The 19538-nt window shown below is 36.6% G+C and carries 20 protein-coding genes; 11 read left to right on the top strand and 9 right to left on the bottom strand.

Going from position 1 to position 19538, the window contains the following annotated elements; translation table 11 throughout:
- Positions 1 to 64 precede the first annotated feature (64 nt).
- The 5 genes from secG to miaB are packed head-to-tail and all read right to left on the bottom strand — an operon-like array spanning position 65 to position 4896.
- Complete coding sequence (secG, locus tag A0F92_RS02575; protein WP_068241348.1) at positions 65 to 397, bottom strand: preprotein translocase subunit SecG; 333 nt, start codon at positions 395 to 397, stop codon at positions 65 to 67.
- A gap of 1 nt (position 398) precedes the next feature.
- Entirely contained in the window at positions 399 to 1556 is a 1158-nt protein-coding gene (locus A0F92_RS02570) for a hypothetical protein (RefSeq protein ID WP_068241346.1), read from the bottom strand.
- Positions 1557 to 1576: 20 nt separating this feature from the next.
- On the bottom strand, positions 1577 to 2080 hold the full coding sequence (gene lptE, locus A0F92_RS02565; protein ID WP_253810081.1) for an LPS assembly lipoprotein LptE: 504 nt from the start codon (positions 2078 to 2080) through the stop codon (positions 1577 to 1579).
- Positions 2081 to 2132: 52 nt separating this feature from the next.
- Positions 2133 to 3416, bottom strand: a complete 1284-nt coding sequence (locus A0F92_RS02560; RefSeq protein WP_068241344.1) for a sigma-54 interaction domain-containing protein — start codon at positions 3414 to 3416, stop codon at positions 2133 to 2135.
- A gap of 52 nt (positions 3417 to 3468) precedes the next feature.
- A complete protein-coding gene (miaB, locus tag A0F92_RS02555) occupies positions 3469 to 4896 on the bottom strand; it encodes a tRNA (N6-isopentenyl adenosine(37)-C2)-methylthiotransferase MiaB (protein ID WP_167516759.1) in 1428 nt (475 codons plus the stop codon).
- A 204-nt stretch (positions 4897 to 5100) separates the two neighbouring features.
- Between miaB and A0F92_RS02550 the strand changes: the two genes are divergently transcribed.
- Positions 5101 to 6138 (top strand): DUF3078 domain-containing protein, encoded by a 1038-nt coding sequence (locus tag A0F92_RS02550; RefSeq protein ID WP_068241342.1) that lies wholly within the window; start codon positions 5101 to 5103, stop codon positions 6136 to 6138.
- Here A0F92_RS02550 and A0F92_RS02545 read toward each other — a convergent pair.
- Positions 6121 to 7239 carry a 5-(carboxyamino)imidazole ribonucleotide synthase gene (locus A0F92_RS02545; RefSeq protein ID WP_068241340.1) on the bottom strand — a complete coding sequence of 373 codons (1119 nt, stop codon included), beginning with the start codon at positions 7237 to 7239 and terminating at the stop codon, positions 6121 to 6123. The two genes, A0F92_RS02550 and A0F92_RS02545, sit on opposite strands and share 18 nt — an antisense overlap.
- Before the next feature lie 316 nt (positions 7240 to 7555).
- Between A0F92_RS02545 and hppD the strand changes: the two genes are divergently transcribed.
- Together hppD and A0F92_RS02535 are read left to right on the top strand one after the other, a co-directional pair.
- Positions 7556 to 8692: a 4-hydroxyphenylpyruvate dioxygenase gene (hppD, locus tag A0F92_RS02540; RefSeq protein WP_068241338.1), complete on the top strand. Its 1137-nt coding sequence runs from the start codon at positions 7556 to 7558 to the stop codon at positions 8690 to 8692.
- Between the two features lie 140 nt (positions 8693 to 8832).
- Positions 8833 to 9585, top strand: a complete 753-nt coding sequence (locus A0F92_RS02535) for a L,D-transpeptidase family protein (RefSeq protein ID WP_068241336.1) — start codon at positions 8833 to 8835, stop codon at positions 9583 to 9585.
- Positions 9586 to 9588: 3 nt separating this feature from the next.
- Here the strand turns inward: A0F92_RS02535 and A0F92_RS02530 are convergent, their stop codons facing one another.
- Positions 9589 to 10854, bottom strand: a complete 1266-nt coding sequence (locus tag A0F92_RS02530) for an aspartate kinase (RefSeq protein ID WP_068241335.1) — start codon at positions 10852 to 10854, stop codon at positions 9589 to 9591.
- 116 nt (positions 10855 to 10970) lie between these two features.
- On the opposite strand from A0F92_RS02530, the gene A0F92_RS02525 reads away from it, so the two are divergent.
- From A0F92_RS02525 to A0F92_RS02500, 6 genes are all read left to right on the top strand, one after another.
- Positions 10971 to 11468: a CAP domain-containing protein gene (locus A0F92_RS02525; RefSeq protein WP_253810079.1), complete on the top strand. Its 498-nt coding sequence runs from the start codon at positions 10971 to 10973 to the stop codon at positions 11466 to 11468.
- A gap of 97 nt (positions 11469 to 11565) precedes the next feature.
- A complete protein-coding gene (fbp, locus tag A0F92_RS02520) occupies positions 11566 to 12594 on the top strand; it encodes a class 1 fructose-bisphosphatase (protein ID WP_068241333.1) in 1029 nt (342 codons plus the stop codon).
- On the top strand, positions 12578 to 13084 hold the full coding sequence (locus A0F92_RS02515) for a hypothetical protein (protein WP_068241331.1): 507 nt from the start codon (positions 12578 to 12580) through the stop codon (positions 13082 to 13084). The genes fbp and A0F92_RS02515 overlap by 17 nt, the downstream gene beginning before the upstream one ends.
- 2 nt (positions 13085 to 13086) lie before the next feature.
- The gene (locus A0F92_RS02510) at positions 13087 to 13848 is read left to right on the top strand and encodes an ABC transporter ATP-binding protein (RefSeq protein ID WP_068241329.1); all 762 of its coding nucleotides are present in this window, start codon (positions 13087 to 13089) and stop codon (positions 13846 to 13848) included.
- Positions 13849 to 13855: 7 nt separating this feature from the next.
- Positions 13856 to 14383 (top strand): YfiT family bacillithiol transferase, encoded by a 528-nt coding sequence (locus A0F92_RS02505; RefSeq protein WP_068241327.1) that lies wholly within the window; start codon positions 13856 to 13858, stop codon positions 14381 to 14383.
- Positions 14383 to 14943: an NUDIX hydrolase gene (locus tag A0F92_RS02500; protein WP_068241325.1), complete on the top strand. Its 561-nt coding sequence runs from the start codon at positions 14383 to 14385 to the stop codon at positions 14941 to 14943. The genes A0F92_RS02505 and A0F92_RS02500 overlap by 1 nt, the downstream gene beginning before the upstream one ends.
- On the opposite strand, the gene A0F92_RS02495 is transcribed toward A0F92_RS02500, so the two are convergent.
- Together A0F92_RS02495 and A0F92_RS02490 are read right to left on the bottom strand one after the other, a co-directional pair.
- Positions 14940 to 16247, bottom strand: coding sequence for a bifunctional folylpolyglutamate synthase/dihydrofolate synthase (locus A0F92_RS02495; protein ID WP_068241323.1), 1308 nt, complete (start codon positions 16245 to 16247; stop codon positions 14940 to 14942). The genes A0F92_RS02500 and A0F92_RS02495 overlap by 4 nt on opposite strands.
- Positions 16248 to 16261: 14 nt before the next feature.
- The gene (locus A0F92_RS02490) at positions 16262 to 17155 is read right to left on the bottom strand and encodes a hypothetical protein (RefSeq protein ID WP_167516758.1); all 894 of its coding nucleotides are present in this window, start codon (positions 17153 to 17155) and stop codon (positions 16262 to 16264) included.
- 254 nt (positions 17156 to 17409) lie between these two features.
- On the opposite strand from A0F92_RS02490, the gene A0F92_RS15470 reads away from it, so the two are divergent.
- Positions 17410 to 17847, top strand: a complete 438-nt coding sequence (locus A0F92_RS15470) for a YqaE/Pmp3 family membrane protein (RefSeq protein WP_253810077.1) — start codon at positions 17410 to 17412, stop codon at positions 17845 to 17847.
- A gap of 244 nt (positions 17848 to 18091) precedes the next feature.
- Positions 18092 to 19522: a type III PLP-dependent enzyme domain-containing protein gene (locus A0F92_RS02480; RefSeq protein WP_068241319.1), complete on the top strand. Its 1431-nt coding sequence runs from the start codon at positions 18092 to 18094 to the stop codon at positions 19520 to 19522.
- Positions 19523 to 19538 lie beyond the last annotated feature (16 nt).

The following is a 19538-nucleotide window of genomic DNA, read 5'->3' as shown; positions in this document are numbered from 1 at the left end:
GTTCAAGATAATAAAAACCCCGTCTGTAACAAACAGACAGGGTAAAATATTTTATCACTAAAATTTATTTATTAGCGGGCGGAGGAGTATTTAAAGGAATACTATTAGCCGGTGCTGTATTTTGATTGGTGTTTACTTTTTGAATGATAGAAGTATCGGGTCCTTTTGTTGAGCCCCTGAAAATTATGGTAGAAAACAGAGAGAGTATGGTAATAATTGCAGCAAATAACCAGGTGCCTTTTTCCAATACGTCAGTTGTTTGCTTAACGCCCATAATCTGGTTGCCAAATCCACCTACATTTCCTGCTAAACCCCCGCCTTTTGGGTTTTGAATTAATACAATAAAACCTAAGGCTATACAGGCAATTACAATTAAAATAATAAAAATTACAGTCATGCTACATTTCTTTTAGTTGTTCAATTTTTTTTGCAAAATAAGCAGATTTATCAGGATCTAAAAAACTTAATTTAATATACACCTGAATTGCTTTGTCAATTTTACCTTGTTTTACCAACACTTCAGCCATGGTTTCAGTAATAATTTCTCTGGTTTCGTTTGAGGTTTGAGCAATACCAGGTATAATACTGTCTACTTCTGCCTGTTGTACTGCATGTGTATCGGGCGTATGCTGGTTTTTAACAATTTTAAGCCAGTCAGTAAATTTTAAAAGTTGCTTGCTTAATTTGTCTTGCGGCTCTTGGGTTAAATCAGCGGTAATACCTAATGATCCAAAATAATCTATGGTATGTAAATGCGGCGGTTCATAAGTTAGTTCTTCATCTGTTTCAGCCGGTTCCTGAAATGCAGCCCACTGTGCTGCAACAATATCAGATAATTTTTCGTTTTCAACCGCTGGTTCTTTGTTTTCAGATGAAGTTTCGGGCAGCTGGTCTGTTTCGTTGGCATCATTTGCCTGCATTTCCAAATGTTCCACTAATTCTTGTTCTGCAATGGCCATATTGTTTTGCGGCAATGCTGTTTCCGGCACAGCATTATTTTCGTTTTCAATGATATGTTCTGCTGAAGCATGTGGCAGTACTTCCTGAATAGTATTCGTAGAATCAACTGCTTGCAAATCATCGCTGTTTTCTAAAGGCTCGGGATTTATTTCGATGAAGTGATCTGCATTTTTAACCTCTTCTAAAAATGAGGGTGTTACTGCTTCTGTTTCCGGAATGTTGTTGATTGCCGCAAGATCGGTCATATCTGTCTGCTCAGATTGTTCTTCAGCTCTCATTTCAGAAGAGGCAATTGCTGCATTGGTTTTGCTTTCATTTGATAATACCTCAGATTCCCTTCCCGCGGTTGTTGGATTGGCCGGTGTTTCATTTAGTAGGTAGTTTACCCAGGTTATATTGCAAGGTGCAGCAATGATTTGGTTTTGGGCCTGTACCAGTAAATTCGGTGCATTTTGCTGTAATTTAGCAGCCAATAATACCTGAGCAGGTGTAAAAAATGGATAACTTTTGCAAATTTGCTGTAATTGTTCTACAGCAACCTTTTCTAAAGGTTGTTGCAAAATAGCATAAGCAGTTTGATTGATTACAGCATTCATGTTGTGAAAATACAATAAGCTTACCAGTTAGAAAAGATATGGTTAAAAATATCATCCGAAATATTACTTACAATGGTTGTAATTAATTGCCCCTCGGCCTGTTGCAACGATAAGTTAGATGAAAAATCGTAATTGCGGCTTACATCAAATTCATCTGTTTTATTTTCAACATTATTTTTAACAGTTATGTGTGCTGAAACGGTTAAACGGTTGGCACTGGCTTGTTGTGCTGAGATGGCTGCTGTTGAAACAGAGTAGTCAGAAATATATCCACTCACTACCAGATTGGCATCATCGCTATTGGTACGAATTAGTTTGGTTTGGCTGGCAATTTTAAGTTGTAATTTGTCGGTTAACTGCGGGCTTAATTGTGGATTTACATAGCTGGCCCGGTTTTCTATAAACCCGATTTTTATGGTTTTTATTTTGGAATAATCGATTGAAACATCTTTGAAGGAATAAATTTTGCAGCCCGATAGAAACAGCACACCGAATAACAACATCCAGCCATATCTGCGATGCAAGAATGCCGGGTTTGCTTTGAAAGCCTTCATTGGCTTTAAAAATAGTATTTGCTTATTCTTCAATATCATATTCTTTGAGTTTTCTGTACAATGTACGTTCGCTGATACCCAGGTCGGATGCTGCATCTTTTCGCTTGCCTTTATGTTTTTTCAGTGCTTTAATAATTAATTCTTTCTCTTTATCCATAATGTTGAGCGATTCTTCAACCACTTCATGATGATGTACATCATCATGGTTAAGAATTACCGGTTGTCCGGCATTGGCTGATAAAGCAGCAGGTGCCAGTGTATTTTGATTGGTAATATTTGCCGGAAAGAGCGGGTGCAACCCGTCTTCGTGATGGGTAGTTACATCATGTATCAAAGATTCTTTGGTAAATTGTGCAGCACTGCCGGCCAGAGAAGGGTTTTTAAGAATTTCAAGGAACATTTTTTTTAACTCTGTTACATCTTTTTTCATATCGAAAAAAAGTTTGTATAGTAGTTCTCGTTCATTGGCAAATTCCTGATGCGGTGCATCGGCTGCATGCGCTAAAACCGGCAAATTATTTTGATGCCGTTCAGGTAAAAAGCGCCTTAATTCCTGCGCTGATAAAATGGGTTCATTGCTTAAAACTGAAATTTGTTCTGCCAGATTTTTTAGTTCTCTTACATTGCCGGGGAATGGGTAGTGCATCAGTATATTTTTGGCATCCTCATTCAATTGTACAGGATTGGTTTTATAGCGTTCCGCAAAATCAACTACAAATTTTCTGAACAGCAGGGGAATATCCTCTTGTCTGTCTCTTAAAGCAGGTACCCGAATGGGTACAGTGCTTAAACGATAATATAAATCCTGTCTAAACCGGCCTTTTTCTGCAAACTCAATTAATTCGCGGTTGGTAGCGGCTATTACCCGAACATCGGTTTTTTGCACTTTTGATGAACCCACCCGGATAAATTCTCCGGTTTCTAAAACTCGTAATAGCCGGGCTTGTGTACCCATTGGCATTTCGCCAATTTCATCCAAAAAAATAGTACCTCCGTTTACTGTTTCAAAATAACCTTTGCGACTGTCTACTGCACCGGTAAATGCACCTTTTTCGTGTCCAAATAATTCAGAATCAATCGTTCCTTCCGGAATAGCCCCACAGTTTACGGCAATAAACGGGTTGTGTTTACGTGCAGAAAGTGCATGAATAATTTGTGAAAATACTTCTTTACCTACTCCGCTTTCTCCTACAATTAAAACGGTTAAATCAGTTGCCGCTACTTGAACTGCAGTATCTAAAGCAAAATTGAGTGCAGGAGAGTTGCCTATGATACCAAATCTGTTTTTTATACTTTGTAAATCCATACCCAATGCTATTAAAGTTAAAATAGAATGCTTTTATATGATTTTGAATACTTTATGCAGGTATAATTTCTCCCAATAAAGTTGCTTGTGTAGCATCGTGTACCAGCACATTTACATAATCTCCAGGTTTGTAATTGAATTGTTTTTTGGGGAATACCAGCATTTTATTTTGCGGATTTCTGCCTTTCCAGTATAAATTGTCTTTCTTGCTTTCGCCTTCAATTAATACTTCAAAGCTTTTACCCACATCATTCATATAGCTTTTTTTAGAAAGTTCATTTTGCAGGTTAATGATTTCCTGAAGCCTTCTTTTCTTTACTGCTTCCGGTACATTGTCGGTAAATCTTTTTGCTGCTAGTGTGCCGGGTCTTTCACTGTAAAAAAACATGTAGGCATAATCATATTGTGCATATTCCATGGCACTTAAAGTATCTTGGTGTTCTGCTTCTGTTTCGGTACAAAATCCGGTAATGATGTCGGTACTAATAGAGCAATCGGGCATTATTTCTTTAATACGGTCTACCTTAGCCAAATACCACTCCCTGCTGTAAGTTCGGTTCATTAATTGTAAAATTCGTGAGTTGCCGCTTTGAATAGGCAAGTGAATGTATTGGCAAATGTTTTTATATTTTGCCATGATGTAAAGCACATCATCTGTTATATCTTTTGGATGTGATGTGCTAAAACGAACACGCAGTAATGGATTTACAAGTGCAACTTTCTCTAAAAGCTGCGCAAAGTTTACCGAAGTATTGTCTGCTTCATTCAACCAATGATAGCTGTCTACATTTTGACCCAATAAGGTAACTTCTCTGTAACCGCGGCGAAATAAATCTTCCACTTCGGCAACTATTGAATCAGCATTTCTACTTCTTTCACGCCCACGTGTAAAAGGAACCACACAGAAACTGCACATGTTATTACAGCCACGCATAATAGAAACAAAAGCTGTAACGCCATTACTGTCTAACCGAATGGGTGCAATATCGGCATAGGTTTCTTCCCGACTCAATAATACATTCACTGCTTTCTGACCTGTTTCGGCTTCGGCAATCAATGCGGGTAAACTACGATACGCATCCGGCCCAACTACAATATCCACTAATTTTTCTTCTTCTAACAACTTGGCTTTTAAGCGTTCGGCCATACAGCCTAAAATTCCAATTAATAGTTCCGGTTTTTTTTCTTTTGTTTTTCTAAATTCGGTTAATCTTTTACGAATGGTTTGTTCTGCTTTTTCACGAATGGAGCAAGTATTTAATAAAATGAGCGAAGCTTCTTCAAACTGTTTGGTTGCACCAAATCCCTCCTGATGCAGAATGGCGGCAACAATTTCGCTATCACTGAAATTCATTTGACAGCCATAGCTTTCAATATAAAATTTTTTTGAAAATAGTGCTGTTTCCTGTGCAACAGGGGCATAGGCTTCTCCCTGCCTGCTTTCATCATGAATTTTAGTAGGTAAATCTAATATGTTCATTGGTTAAAATTATTTTGGGACTGCAAAAATACAGTTTTGTACGTTGTGGTGACACTTTGTCAGAGATTGATTGAGTAATTTTAAAGAAATGCCTTTATTTTTGTACGAATTGAGCAGGTATTTATGTTTTTAAGCAATGGTCTGTTTGAAAAAAGCAACAACTGTTTTGCATGAGGTCATTGTTCATTTAATCGCCAAACTTTCATGAAGCAAATAGGATTTATTTTTTTGTTAATGCTGGGGGCCAGTCAGGTGCAGGCACAGGATATTTTAGTGAACACATTAAAAAATGAGATTTACAGACCGATTAAGAAGGATAAGGATAAAGATTCCATTAATTGGCGTTGGAAAAGAGGGGGGTTATTTAATTTTAGTTTATCACAGGGTTCGTTGAGTAACTGGGCTGCAGGAGGTGATAATTTTTCGTTAGCAGTTAGTTCCTATTTTAATTATTTTGTTTATTATAAAAAGGAACGGCATAGTTGGGATAATAACCTGGATGTTAATCTGGGATATATTCAAACTACAAGTTTAGGGGGGAGAAAAAATGATGACCGAATTGATTTTGTGAGTAAGTATGGTTACAAAGTTGATACGCTGGGTAAATGGTATTTGTCCGGATTATTTAATTTTCGTTCTCAGTTTTTTGATGGGTATACATACCCCAATGGAGCACCGGTATTTGCATCCAGTTTTTTATCGCCTGCATTTGTAATTCTGGCTGCCGGTTTCGATTATAAGCCCACTGATAAATTTTCCTTGTTTCTTTCACCCATCACTTCCCGTTGGGTAATAGTAGCCAATCAGTATTTATCTAACCAAAAGGCTTATGGGGTAGATTCAGGAAGCCATGTTTTGAACGAGTTTGGTGCTTTTGCAACCATTAATTACAATACAACCATTATTAAGAATGTAGATTACAGAGGTAGGGTTGATTTATTTTCCAATTATCTGAAGCAACCCCAAAACATCAATTTTTTCATGACCAATCAGTTCAATTTTAAAATCAATAAATACCTCACTGCCTCATATAGTTTAGATATGATTTATGATGATAATGTAAAAATATTTGGCCCGAATGGCGATTCGCCGGCATTGCAGGTAAAAAGTATTATAGGCTTAGGATTTACCATGCCGTTAAAAAAATTGCATAAACCCGTTCCCGTTAACAATGCACCGCCGTCTATTCCAACCATTATTGATCCAAGAATTAATTTAAATACCTCAGGCAATCACCTTTAGCGTTTGTTTTATTTTGTGAGCCTGGTAAATCAGTTCACCTTCATCTTTAGCCAGCAGGGTAACGTGCCCCATTTTGCGTCCGGGTTTGGTGGTTAGTTTACCATATAAATGAACAAAAGCCTGTTCTGTTTTAAGGGTATCGGTTAATCCATGATAAATCGGTGTACCGCTATAACCGGGTTCACCTAAAACATTGATCATTGCTGAGGGGCTAATGAGTTTTGTATTACCTAATGGATAATCTAAAATAATGCGCCACAGCATATCGTATTGGCTGCAATAACTGGCTTCAATGGTATGATGGCCGCTATTGTGCACCCTTGGTGCAGTTTCATTCACCCAAATTTCTTGTTGTTTATCAATTAAAAATTCAATAGCAAATAAGCCGGCACTATTCAGTTCCTGAACCACTTTTATGGCAATGGCTTCTGCTTTCCATAGCAATTGCTGGCTAATTCTGGCAGGGGCAATCTGGTATTCTAAGATATTTAAAACCGGATCAAAAATCATTTCTACGGGAGGATAAACAGCTGTTTCGCCCTTGTGGTTTCTCGATACAATAATGGCAATTTCTTTTTCAATAGCTATCATTTTTTCCAAAACAGCAGAATCATTAAACCCATTTTCAATTTCTTTTTCATTCCTGATAATTTGAACACCTCTGCCATCATACCCGCCCTCACCAATTTTATGAACAGCAGGTAAAAAATTAGTATGCTGAAATAAGTCATTTAATGCAGCAGTAATAACAAAAGGGGCCGTAGGAATTTGATGTTGCTGATAAAATTTTTTTTGTAAAATTTTATTTTTAATAATTTTAATGGCACCGGGTGAAGGATATACTTTAATGCCTTCTGCTTCTAATTGTTCCAGCGCTGCTACATTTACCGCTTCAATTTCAATGGTTAATGCATCTACCTGTTTTCCAAAAGTATACACTGTATTGTAATCGGTAATATCACCCTGCACAAAGTGGTGGCATAAATGAGCTGCAGGACAATGCTTATCACGCTCCAACACAAAGGTTTCTACAGTATAGTTGGCCGCAGCCTGTAATAACATTCTTCCTAATTGACCGCCGCCTAAAATGCCTACTTTCATGGGTATGATACTTTAAAAATGATGATGCAAAAATGCAAATCGTATTTTTTTAAAATACGGTTATTGAATGGTATTGGTAACAATACTGTTTGCAATACCATTGCGAAGATAAAACGGTAGCACATTGTTATGATGCATTTTGCTTAAATGTTTTACTTTTGATTCATGTTACCAGATTACCCACACAAATTATTTAATGACAGAAGGGCAAATTATTGTTTGCTGATGTTTGCCTTGGCGATGGACTCGGCTGGCTAATATTTGCAGAACTACTAACTTTTGTATCTCATTTTTTCAGTCATTAAAATTTGTATTTATGTCTTTTCAGGTAAAAGAAAATACTGGTATTCCCAATCTGGCAGCTCAGGATTTCCTTCCATTGGAAGGAACAGATTATGTAGAATTTTATGTGGGAAATGCCAAACAGTCTGCCCATTACTATAAAACCGCATTTGGTTTTCAAAGTGTTGCCTACTCCGGGCCCGAAACCGGTAATCATGACACAGCAAGTTATGTATTGCGGCAAAACAAATTAACCTTTGTATTCACTACACCCCTTACATCATCGCACCCAATAGCACAACATATTTTTAAACATGGCGATGGTATTAAAGTATTGGCACTACGTGTACCCGATGCAACCGATGCCTGGCAGCAAACCACGCATCGCGGTGCCAAAAGTTTTATGGAGCCCAAAACATTAACCGATAAAGATGGGGTAGTGGTAATAAGCGGAATTCATACCTATGGCGATACCGTGCATTTGTTTATTGAACGAAAAAATTATCACGGCCCGTTCATGCCCGGCTATCAAATATGGAATACAAACTATCAGCCAACTGAAACCGGTTTATTGTATGTTGACCATTGTGTAGGCAATGTAGGATGGAATCAAATGAATAAATGGGTGTCATTTTATGAAAATGTAATGGGATTCAGAAACATTTTAACATTCGATGATACGGATATATCAACCGAATATTCAGCTTTGATGAGCAAAGTAATGAGTAACGGGAATGGTTTTGTGAAGTTTCCTATTAATGAACCGGCAAAAGGTAAAAAGAAATCGCAGGTAGAAGAATACCTTGAGTTTTATGATGGGGAAGGCGTTCAGCATGTAGCTTTGGCAACCCATAATATTATTGAAACAGTAATTGCTCTACAAAATCGTGGTGTTGAATTTTTAAAAGTACCCGCTTCTTATTATGAAACCATGTCAGAAAGGGTGGGCAACATTCAGGAAGATGTACAGGCACTGAGTAAATTAGGGATATTAATTGACAGGGACGAAGAAGGTTATTTATTACAAATTTTTACCAAACCTGTTGAAGACAGACCCACTTTGTTTTTTGAAATTATTCAGCGACGGGGGGCAAAAAGTTTTGGAAAGGGCAATTTTAAAGCACTTTTTGAAGCTATTGAATGCGAACAGGCACTTCGGGGTAATTTATAAACACAGTATCTGCATAATTTCGCATTTTTGATTTATCAGGATTGTTTATTTTCGGTTTTTAATACGAATATTTATTCCATGTCGTTATAACAACATGGAGATTTTTGGATGATATGTACCCATAAAAAATTGAAAATCGGATGCGAGTCATTGTTTTGTGCTGTATACTGTTTGTTTCGTTTGGCCATTTAAATGCACAAACGTCGTTTGTAGATTATCAAAAATCAAATGTACGTGTAGCAAATGCATTTAAATTAAAAGAAGATACCCTTGAAAGACAGTTTAAAAAAGAGGGGCTAAGCTGGCCACCCAAACAATTATACATCCGTAGCTTTAAATACGATAGCCAGTTAGAAGTATGGGCGCGGAATAATAGCAATGAACCCTTTAAATTATTTAAAACATACAAAATTTGTGCATTAAGCGGCGGATTAGGGCCAAAAAGAATTGAAGGGGATTATCAGGTACCTGAGGGCTTTTATTATATTAATCTGTTTAATCCTAAAAGTACTTATTATTTATCATTAGGTCTTAATTATCCTAATGTTTCAGACCAGTTATTGTCTGATTCGCTTAAGCCCGGCAGCGATATTTTTATTCATGGGACTTGCGTAACAGTGGGTTGTATTCCTATTATGGATAATCAGATTGATGAATTGTATTTACTGGCATCTTATGCAAAAAACAATGGCGAAGATTTTATACCGGTGCATATTTTTCCTGTACGCTTTAATAACCCAAAAAGTTTAGCTTATTTGGATAAGATTACCAAGGATGATCAAGAATATGCAAACTTTACTGAGAGCCTGGAAAAAGTATACAATTACTTTGAGAAACACAAAACCCTGCCCGTTATTACAATTAATGAGAAAGGAAAATATGTAATGTATTAAATTTTATGCAGTTTTTTTTAGAATTTGAATGGTAACAGGTGTTTGTTGGCGCAACACCACTGCATTTTTCTGATTTAATTTTTCGGCAATAGCTGTATTGTAATGCCGAACGGTGAATAGCTGTAAGCCTTTTTCTACCTGAACATCAAAATTTGCTGCTGCAGCTAAAGCCAATTGTGCAATTTTTTCCGGTTTATCATCTAAACAAATTTGAACAGAAATGGCACCGAACTGAATTAGGTTTGGAATGAGTTTCAATTCCTGCAAAATTGCATAAATGCTATTCATGGATACACCGCCTACAAAAGAAAAATCAAGACTTAGCAAGGTAACCAGCACCTGTTTTTCTTTTAAAATCTGTATAGGAGGTAATTGCAGTTGTTGTGTTTTATGAATGATGGTACCGGGCAGTGCAGGGTCTTGAAAACATTTTACCAGCAATGGAATGTTTTTGTTTTGCAATGGTTGGATGGTTTTGGGATGAATGACCTGGGCACCATAATACGCCATTTCAATAACCTCACTGTAATTTAATTCAGGAATATAAACAGCTTCGGGAAAATGTTTCGGGTCAGCACTCATCACACCTTCCACATCTTTCCAGATGGTTACACTATCAGCATGTAACAGGTTGCCTAAAATAGCTGCGGTAAAATCGCTCCCTTCTCTGCCCAAAGTGGTGCTTTCATTATCAGATGTAGCACCAATAAATCCTTGGGTAACATAAATTGCTGCATCATTTTTTAAAAAAACTTGCTTTGCCTTGTTTTCGGTTATTGGCCATTCAATGGCTGCATCCCTGAAATTATTATCTGTTAACAATACATCCCGAACATCCACCCATTTACTGGCAATATGATTTTCCTTACAATAAAAATGCAGAATAGCAGAGCTGAGTAATTCTCCTGCACAAACAATCTGGTCATAATAATAATCAAATCCCTTTACAGGCTTATCGTGTAACAACCATTCTACTTCTGTAAAAACATCAACCAGTTTTGAATAGCATTCATTGTATTGTTGAACTAATAAATATTTCGCAATCGTTAAATGTTGGTTTTTAATTACATTAAAAAGTGCTATGGCTTCTGTTGGGTTCTGGTTGTAAAATGCTTCTACCACTTTTTCCAATGCATTGGTTGTTTTACCCATTGCTGAAATAACCAATATGGCCGTTTCGTTTTCCGGAATGTTTTTTACAATTTCAATAACCTGTTGAATGCGATCAATATTGCTAATGCTTGCCCCGCCGAACTTATAAACAATCATGCTATTTAACAAATGATTAGGTGGAAGATTCGCAAAGCTACAGTAATTATGCCATCTAAAAGGTTACCAAAAATTTGTTGGTATAATTATTGAATTTACATGTAAAAAATAATACAATGCTATTTTCACTCCTATTTAAAACTGTAAAATTATCGCTGATTACTTTGGCTTTTGTTGGCAATGGTTGTATTGGTACTGATACTTTACATGGCCCCGCTGCTACCAATTTTGCAAAAATGGAGAAAGATGTGTTGTATTACATTAATCTACATCGAACGGGTATGGGCTTAGCTCCTTTACAATGGGATAAGACGATTTACACTGAAGCAGTGGAGCATAGTAACGATATGGCCAAACACCGGGTTGTTTTTGGGCATGCTGGTTTCGATAATCGATTTAATGCCATTAAAAGTAAATTGGGGTATTTGCGTGGCGGTGCAGAAAACGTTGCATTAGGCCATCTAGATGCCCAGGCTGTTGTAAATGGCTGGCTGCATAGTCCAGGTCATAAAAAAAATATTGAAGGAAATTATAATTTAACAGCCATTGGTATTGCACAAAGTAATGATGGGAATTTATATTTTACCCAAATTTTTATATATAAACCAAATTAACAGGGTGGCATTTAATGTGTAGGGCGAACACGATTGCATAAAAAAATATTGTATGTATTCTATCTGCCCTTTATCTTTATCGAAAACATAAAATGCCATGGTGGTTAACAGAAAAATTTTAACCTTAGATGAATTTACTATTCAGCAGTTAAGACAGTTCCCTACTGCTACAGGTGAATTAAGTAGCTTACTGCGCGATATGGGCCTCGCTGCGAAACGTGTAAATGTAGAAGTAAATAAAGCAGGTTTAGTTGATATTTTGGGTGATGCAGGTTCCATTAATGTACAAGGTGAGGATGTAAAAAAATTAGACATTTTTGCCAACAACCAATTTATGGGGGCATTACAACATGGCATTAGCTGTGCAGGTATTGGCAGTGAAGAATTAGAGGATTTTGTAATTTTTGATGATGAGGTGAGCAACAACAGTAAGTATGTTGTTTTGTTTGATCCCTTAGATGGCAGTGGAAATATTGATGTAAATATTTCTATTGGAACCATTTTTAGTGTGTTTAGAAGGGTTAGCCCTAAAGGCACGCCTTGTACTAAGGAAGATTTTTTACAACCCGGTAACAAGCAGGTGGCAGCAGGTTACATTATTTACGGTTCATCTACCATGTTGGTATATGCTACCAAACGTGGTGCCAATGGATTTACGTTAGATCCCTCGATTGGTGAATTCTGCCTGAGCCATCCCAATATTCAATGCCCGGCAACCGGCAATTTTTATTCTGTGAATCACGGTTATTTTTTTAAATACGACAAAGGCGTACAAAAATATATCACAGCCTGTCAGCAAAAACCAAAGTCGGAGGGTGGGCCATATACCCAGCGTTATATTGGCAGTATGGTAGCCGATGTGCATCGCAATTTGTTAAAGGGTGGTATTTTTATGTATCCCGGAACAACTGACCGTCCCAATGGAAAGTTAAGATTATTGTATGAATGCAATCCATTGGCTTTTATAGTTGAAATGGCAGGCGGAAGGGCAACCAATGGGCAACAACGGGTATTAGATGTACAACCCCATCAATTGCATCAACGTTCGCCATTGTTTATTGGCAGCAGGCAGATGATGGATGAATTAGAAAACTATTTAAAGGAAACAAATGAAGCCAATTTTTAAAATTTTGTGTATGCTATTATTGGTGGGTGGGTTACAAAACAATGTAAAGGCACAGCAGGTATTAGATCCCGGAAAACTGAATTATTTCATTAATCCGAAAACCAATACCTTTTTATATGCGGACACGCTGTACCGCGGTGCCAGAGAGTTTAAAGCCCTTTTTTACCGAATGGGTGACCCCCTGTTAATGCATTTGTATCAAAAACATCAGTCGAACAAAATTTTCGGTAATATTTTGGGTGTGCTGGGTGCAGGTATGATGGGCGCAGGCATTGGGCTGGCTTCCAATAACCACCAATCACCCGGCTGGATTTTAATAGGTGCCGGATTTACTTCAACCATTGTTGGCGGATATTTAATAGCTTCGGGGCAGAAAAACCTGCTCATGGCAGTTCAGTTTTTTAATGAAAAGCAGCATCAAAAACTACCTAAAATACAAGCAGGTATTGGATTTTCGGCAAATAAAATAGGATTGGCCATAAATTTTTAGTCATGCAAAAAACAATTATTGAAGTAAAGGAACTTACAAAAAATTACGTTAATGTAGCCGCAGTAAAAGGCATTAGTTTTCAGGTATTGGAAGGCGAAATTTTCGGTTTACTGGGTCCCAATGGTGCTGGCAAATCAACCACTCTTGAAATTATAGAAACGCTAAAAGAAAAAACAAGCGGCAAAATTTGGGTAGATGGGTTTGATTTAGATAAAAATCCAAATGAAATTAAACAAATTATAGGTGTACAATTACAATCGAGTGGCTATTATCCCGGTTTAACATTGAACGAATTGCTCGACTTGTTTGCAGGTTTATACAATAAAACCATCGATAAAAAGAAAATATTAGAAGAAGTAAAATTAGCCGATAAAGCCAAAGCAAAATATAAGGAGTTGAGCGGAGGGCAACAGCAGCGGTTTTCATTGGCTACCACACTGATTAATCATCCCAAGATTATTTTTTTGGATGAACCTACCACCGGTTTAGATCCGCAGGCTCGTCGTAATTTATGGGATTTAATCAAACTCATTCGATCAACCGGAACTACCGTAATTATTACAACGCACTATATGGATGAGGCAGAGGAACTTTGCGACAGGGTGGCCATTATTGATAGTGGAAAAATAAAATCAATCGCTACCCCAAATGAATTAATCGATAATTTGGTAGCAACCGGTTTTGAACGAACAAAAGAAGTGAAAAAAGCAACGCTGGAAGATGTTTTTATACATCTTACCGGCAAATCATTAAGAGAAGAATAATACCACTATGCAAAAAGATGAGCGTTACCCAATTGGGAAATATGAACCGAAGCCATTTTCTGAGGCCCAAAAAATTGAATGGTTAAGAGATATTCAGTTATTGCCCGAAGAACTGGAAAGAGCTGTACAAACATTAGACGCAGCTCAATTAAACACAACATATCGCGATGGTGGATGGACGGTGAAGCAATTGATACACCATGTAGCAGACAGCCACATGAATGCCTACATCAGATTTAAATTGGGTTTAACAGAATTAAAACCTGTTATTAAACCTTATGAAGAAAAAGCCTGGGCATTACTGGCAGATAATGAAACGGTACCTGTTAATGTTTCACTAACACTATTGCATGCTTTGCATAGAAGATGGTATGCAGCAATAAAAGATTTATCACAACAGGATTTTGAACGAACTGTTATTCATCCCGAACAAGGAAGAGAAATGAGTTTGTGGTTGTTATTAGGTTTATATGCCTGGCATGGAAAACATCATACAGCGCATATTATATCACTCAAAGAAAGAATGAACTGGTAATGGAAAGAGATTTAACCTGGAAAACGCTTTCTTCTACATACTTATTAAAAGATACCTGGGCCACTATTCGAAAAGATGCCTGCATGTTACCGAATGGTAAAATCATAGACCCTTATTATGTGTATGAATTTCCGGATTGGGTAACGGCTTTTGCACTGACGAAGGATGGTAAAGTAATTCTGGAAAAACAATACCGCCATGCTTTAGGCCGAACTGATATTGAAACGCCAGGTGGATGTATTGATGCCACCGATGCATCACCGGAAGCGGCCATACAAAGAGAATTGTTAGAAGAAACGGGATATCAGTTTACTCATTTTCAAAAATTGGGTGTTACTTCCGCCAATCCATCTACCAACAATAACATCATGCATCTATTTTTAGCAATAGGTGGTGAAAAAGTAGCTGCTCAAAATTTTGATCCCGGTGAAGATTTAGAGGTATTTCTGGCTGATATTGCTGAAGTAAAACAAATGATTCGGGCAAATAAAATTATACAAAGTATGCATATAACCTGTATCATACTTGCATTAGAACAATTAGGAGAACTGTATTTTTAAAGTGATATAAACTTTTCTTTATCTATTTCTGCAATTAAAAATACACTGCCACAAACCACAATTAAATCATTTTTCCCGGCCTGTTGAATAGCAGCACGAACGGCTTCATTTACCTGTGAATAAGTTTTGCCCTTTAAACCAAATGTGCTTGCTTTTTCCAATAAAATATCTGCTGCCAAAGCTCTGGGAATATGTGCCTGTGTAAAATAATAACTGGCTTGTTTTGGTAACAACTTCAAAACTGTATCGGCATCTTTATCTTTTACCATACCAAAAACCAAGTGTAAATGCCGGTATTGGCTGATGGCAATTTGTTGCAATAGTTGTTGTATGCCTGCTTCATTATGTGCCACATCTGCAATAACGTTGGGCTGTTGATGTAATAATTCCCATCGGCCATGTAAGCCGGTAATTTTTTTTGTATGTGCAAGTGCTTTTTGCACAACCGATTCCTGAAAATTCCATCCATTTTTATTCAGTTGTTGTATGGATGTTAAAACTGTAATCAAATTATTGGTTTGGTATAGCCCGGGTAAATCTAAAGTATATGTTTCATGCAGGCCGCTATTATTATTTTTAACGGTTACCGTAAGTGTTTCTAAGGTTTGTTGATATTTGAAAAGCGAAAACTGTTCCTGCGCAAAAATGATCGGGGCATTATTTTGTTTGGCGCTGTTTTCAAAAACAGGTTTTGTTTCGGGAATTACTTCTCCAATTACTACCGGAATATTTTTCTTGATGATACCTGCTTTTTCTGATGCAATGGCTTCTAAAGTATTGCCGAGTAAATTCATATGGTCCCAGCCAATATTGGTAATAACAGAGAGTTCTGGTAAAATTATATTTGTACTGTCCAATCTTCCGCCCAAACCCGTTTCAATCACTGCAATATCAACCTGTTGTTTCGAAAAATAATCAAAAGCCATGGCAACGGTAATTTCAAAAAAAGAAGGTTGAATGGATTGAATAGCCGGAATCATTTGCTCGGTAAAAGATACAATAAATTCTTCTGAACACAGGTTGCCATTTACTTTAATGCGTTCTCTAAAATCTTTTAAATGTGGCGAAGTGTATAAGCCTGTTTTATAACCTGCAGTTTGCAAAATAGCAGCCAACATATGGCTGGTACTTCCTTTACCATTGGTGCCGGCAATATGAATGGTTTTAAAATGCTGTTGTGGATTCCCTAATTTTTCACATAGCAATAGGGTGTTGGTTAAATCTTTTTTGTAAGCAGATTCGCCTTGTTTACTGAACATAGGCAATTGCTCATATAAGTAGGCGATTGTTTCCCTGTAATTCATGTACTTGGTAATAATTAACCATTCAATTTAAAGCTAAATACAATGGTGCCTGTTTGGTTATCAGTATCGCCTGTATTCAATTTTAATAATTTTGCTTTTTTCAAGGCAATGCTTCGAATGTTTTGGTTGGTAGTAGTAGTACCTCTGGGGTTAATACTGGCCTGAATCACTTGTCCGCTTTTGTTCACTGTAATATCAACAGCAACTTTTGCAGGTTCATTGAAATCATCTTCAAAACTGGGTAGTTTGGTAAAATGTCTGCCTTCCAACCCATTTCTAATGCTTACACCGCTAGTACCACCGCCTCCGTTTCCGGTATAACTGTCGCTATTGGGGTTGCCATTGGGCTTGCCCTGATCACCTTTGCCGCTGGCAATGCCTTGGTTATATACTCCGTTATAAGAATCGGCACCATTACCGCTGGAAGTAGTAGATGTACCACCTTTAAACAAAGCTTTAGGTTTGGGTGGTGCCGGAGTAGGTTTTATAACTGTGTTTTCAGAAATTTTTCTGTGTAAAACCGTAGGATTGTGGTTCAATGGTTTTTTGGGATTCACTTTTTTTTCTAACGTGCCAACGGCTTCATCATTTTCATTGGTTACTTCATTGGCCAGTACCTCAGGAGTGGATTGTATTTGTTTGGATGGGGGTGGTGTTTTTAACTGTTCATCCTGATTTAAGGAAGGGTTACCCTGCATCTGAGGCGCAATATCGCCCAAACCTGTTTCGCTGTTTCCTAAGTTTACTTCTATTCCATCTTCTGTAACCGGTGGTGGAATTTGAGGCAAAGTCCATTTTAGAAAAAAGAACAGCAAAAAGATACCGATACAAATTAGTAAGGTATATGCAGCTGCTTTCCAGTTTTTTTCTATTTCAAAATTTTGATACACTATGGTGGAATTGTTCATACAAAGTTATCTTATTTTATCAGCTAATTCCAATTGTTGAAAATTACTGATGGAACGTTTAGTTCAGCACATCTATTGTGCTAAAATTGGTTAATACAACGCTAAACTCTTTTGTTTTTAATCGGATTTGATTCCTTTTCTCAAATAAAAAGAAATAATACATTTTATAATGATAAAATAATGTACCATTTCAACAAAACAGTGTAATTTACAGGCAAATACTAACTTCTTTTTAACAATAAAACTAACTGTTTATGTTACGCAAAATAATTTTTATAATTCCATTTTGGATGCTATGCATGATAGCATTTACACCTTCAATGGCATCCAGCCTGCCTTTTAAGCCAGGTAATGGTGGTACCGATTCTGCCGGAAAAGGCGGTGCTACGCTAAATAGTGCTGTTTTACATAATGCATTAGCCGAGTTTAAAAGCTTATCGCATAAAGAAAAAAAATTCAGAATCAAAGAATCAAAAGCTTTATTAAAGCAATACAAAGCAGAAAAAAAGGCAGGTACTTCAACTGATACCAACACTCTTTTGTTGGTAATTTTAGCCATTTTATTACCACCATTAGCCGTGTATTTGCATGAAAATGCGATTAACACTAAGTTCTGGATTGATTTAATTTTGACTTTATTGTTCTTCCTGCCCGGTATTATTTATGCTTTGATTGTAATTTTGGGCGGATAATATTTTAAATATTAGTTATACAAACCGGCAGCTAAAATTTATCTGTCGGTTTTTTTGTGAAATTTAAAATAACTGTTTACAAAGAAACGGCTGCTTGTAACTTTAAATATTTGCATAAGTGCAGCTTAATCAAATTAATAAAACTACTTACCGCAAAATTTTTATTACTTGGGTGCTAACTTCCATTATTTTTGCAACTTATTTGTAAGCAATTTCTTCATTTTTTAAAAACCATCGTTCTTCAATGAACAATACCTACACCTCGCTGGTTCAACAAACTTTTCATTTTCCGCAGGAAGGATTTAACGTAAACGATGATGGCTATCTCTCTTTTAATGGCTTAGACCTGAAAGCTTTAATAGATAAGTACGGCACTCCTATGAAGTTAACCTATTTACCAAAAATTGGTATGCAGATTAACAAAGCAAAAGCCATGTTTCAGTCTGCTTTTAAAAAGCATAAGTATGAAGGAGAGTATTTTTATTGTTATTGCACCAAAAGTTCTCATTTTTCATTTATTGTAGAGGAGGCCCTCAAGCACAATATTAATTTGGAAACCTCTTATGCCTACGATATTGAAATTATTAACCGATTATATGAACGCAGAAAAATAAATAAAGACATATTCATTATTTGTAATGGCTATAAACAAAAAGCTTACACCAGCCGTATCGCAAAACTCATCAATTCAGGGTTTAAAAATGTAATTCCTATTTTAGACAATAAAGAAGAATTGCAGGCATATAAAAGAAGTGTAAAACAACCTTTTAAATTGGGCATTCGGGTGGCAGCAGAAGAAGAACCATCTTTTCCTTTTTATACTTCGCGTTTAGGTATGCGAGCTAAAGATATTTTAGAGTTTTATGTAGATGAAATAGAAGGGTTTGAAGATAAGTTTCAACTAAAAATGCTGCATATTTTTTTGAATAAAGGCATTAAAGATGATATTTATTACTGGAGTGAATTGAACAAAATTATTAACCTGTATTGCCAGTTGAAGAAGATTTGTCCGGAGTTAGATTCTATCAATATTGGCGGTGGTTTCCCCATTAAACATTCATTGGGCTTTGAATACGATTATCAGTTCATGATTAATGAAATTGTTGGCAATATTAAAAAAGCCTGCAAAAAAGCCAAAGTGCCCATGCCCAATATTTATACTGAATTTGGCAGTTTTACAGTGGGGGAGAGTATGGCACATATTTACAGTGTTACAGGCCAGAAAATTCAGAACGACCGGGAGTGTTGGTATATGATTGATTCATCTTTCATCACTACATTACCCGATACATGGGGAATAGGTGAAAAATTTTTAATGCTGCCTATTAATAAGTGGGAAAATGAATACCATCGGGTAGTTTTAGGTGGAATAACCTGCGATAGTCATGATTATTACGACAGTGAAGAACACATTAACGAAGTATTCTTACCTAAAATTTCTTCGCCTGAAAAAGAAAATGAGCAAAACAATAAAGAACCCCTGTATGTAGGTTTCTTTCATACAGGTGCCTATCAGGATCAAATTAGTGGATATGGCGGCATTAAACATTGTTTAATTCCTTCACCAAAGCATGTAATTGTTGAATATGATAAAAGTGGTAAACTGATTGATTGGCTGTATGCAAAAGAACAATCTGCCCAGAGTATGTTAAAGATTTTGGGTTATTTACGTTAGTGTTTAAAACAATGAA

Source organism: Hydrotalea flava (genome assembly GCF_001623405.1).
GTDB classification, from domain to species: Bacteria; Bacteroidota; Bacteroidia; order Chitinophagales; family Chitinophagaceae; genus Hydrotalea; species Hydrotalea flava.
This window is presented reverse-complemented; position numbering and strand designations above follow the sequence as displayed.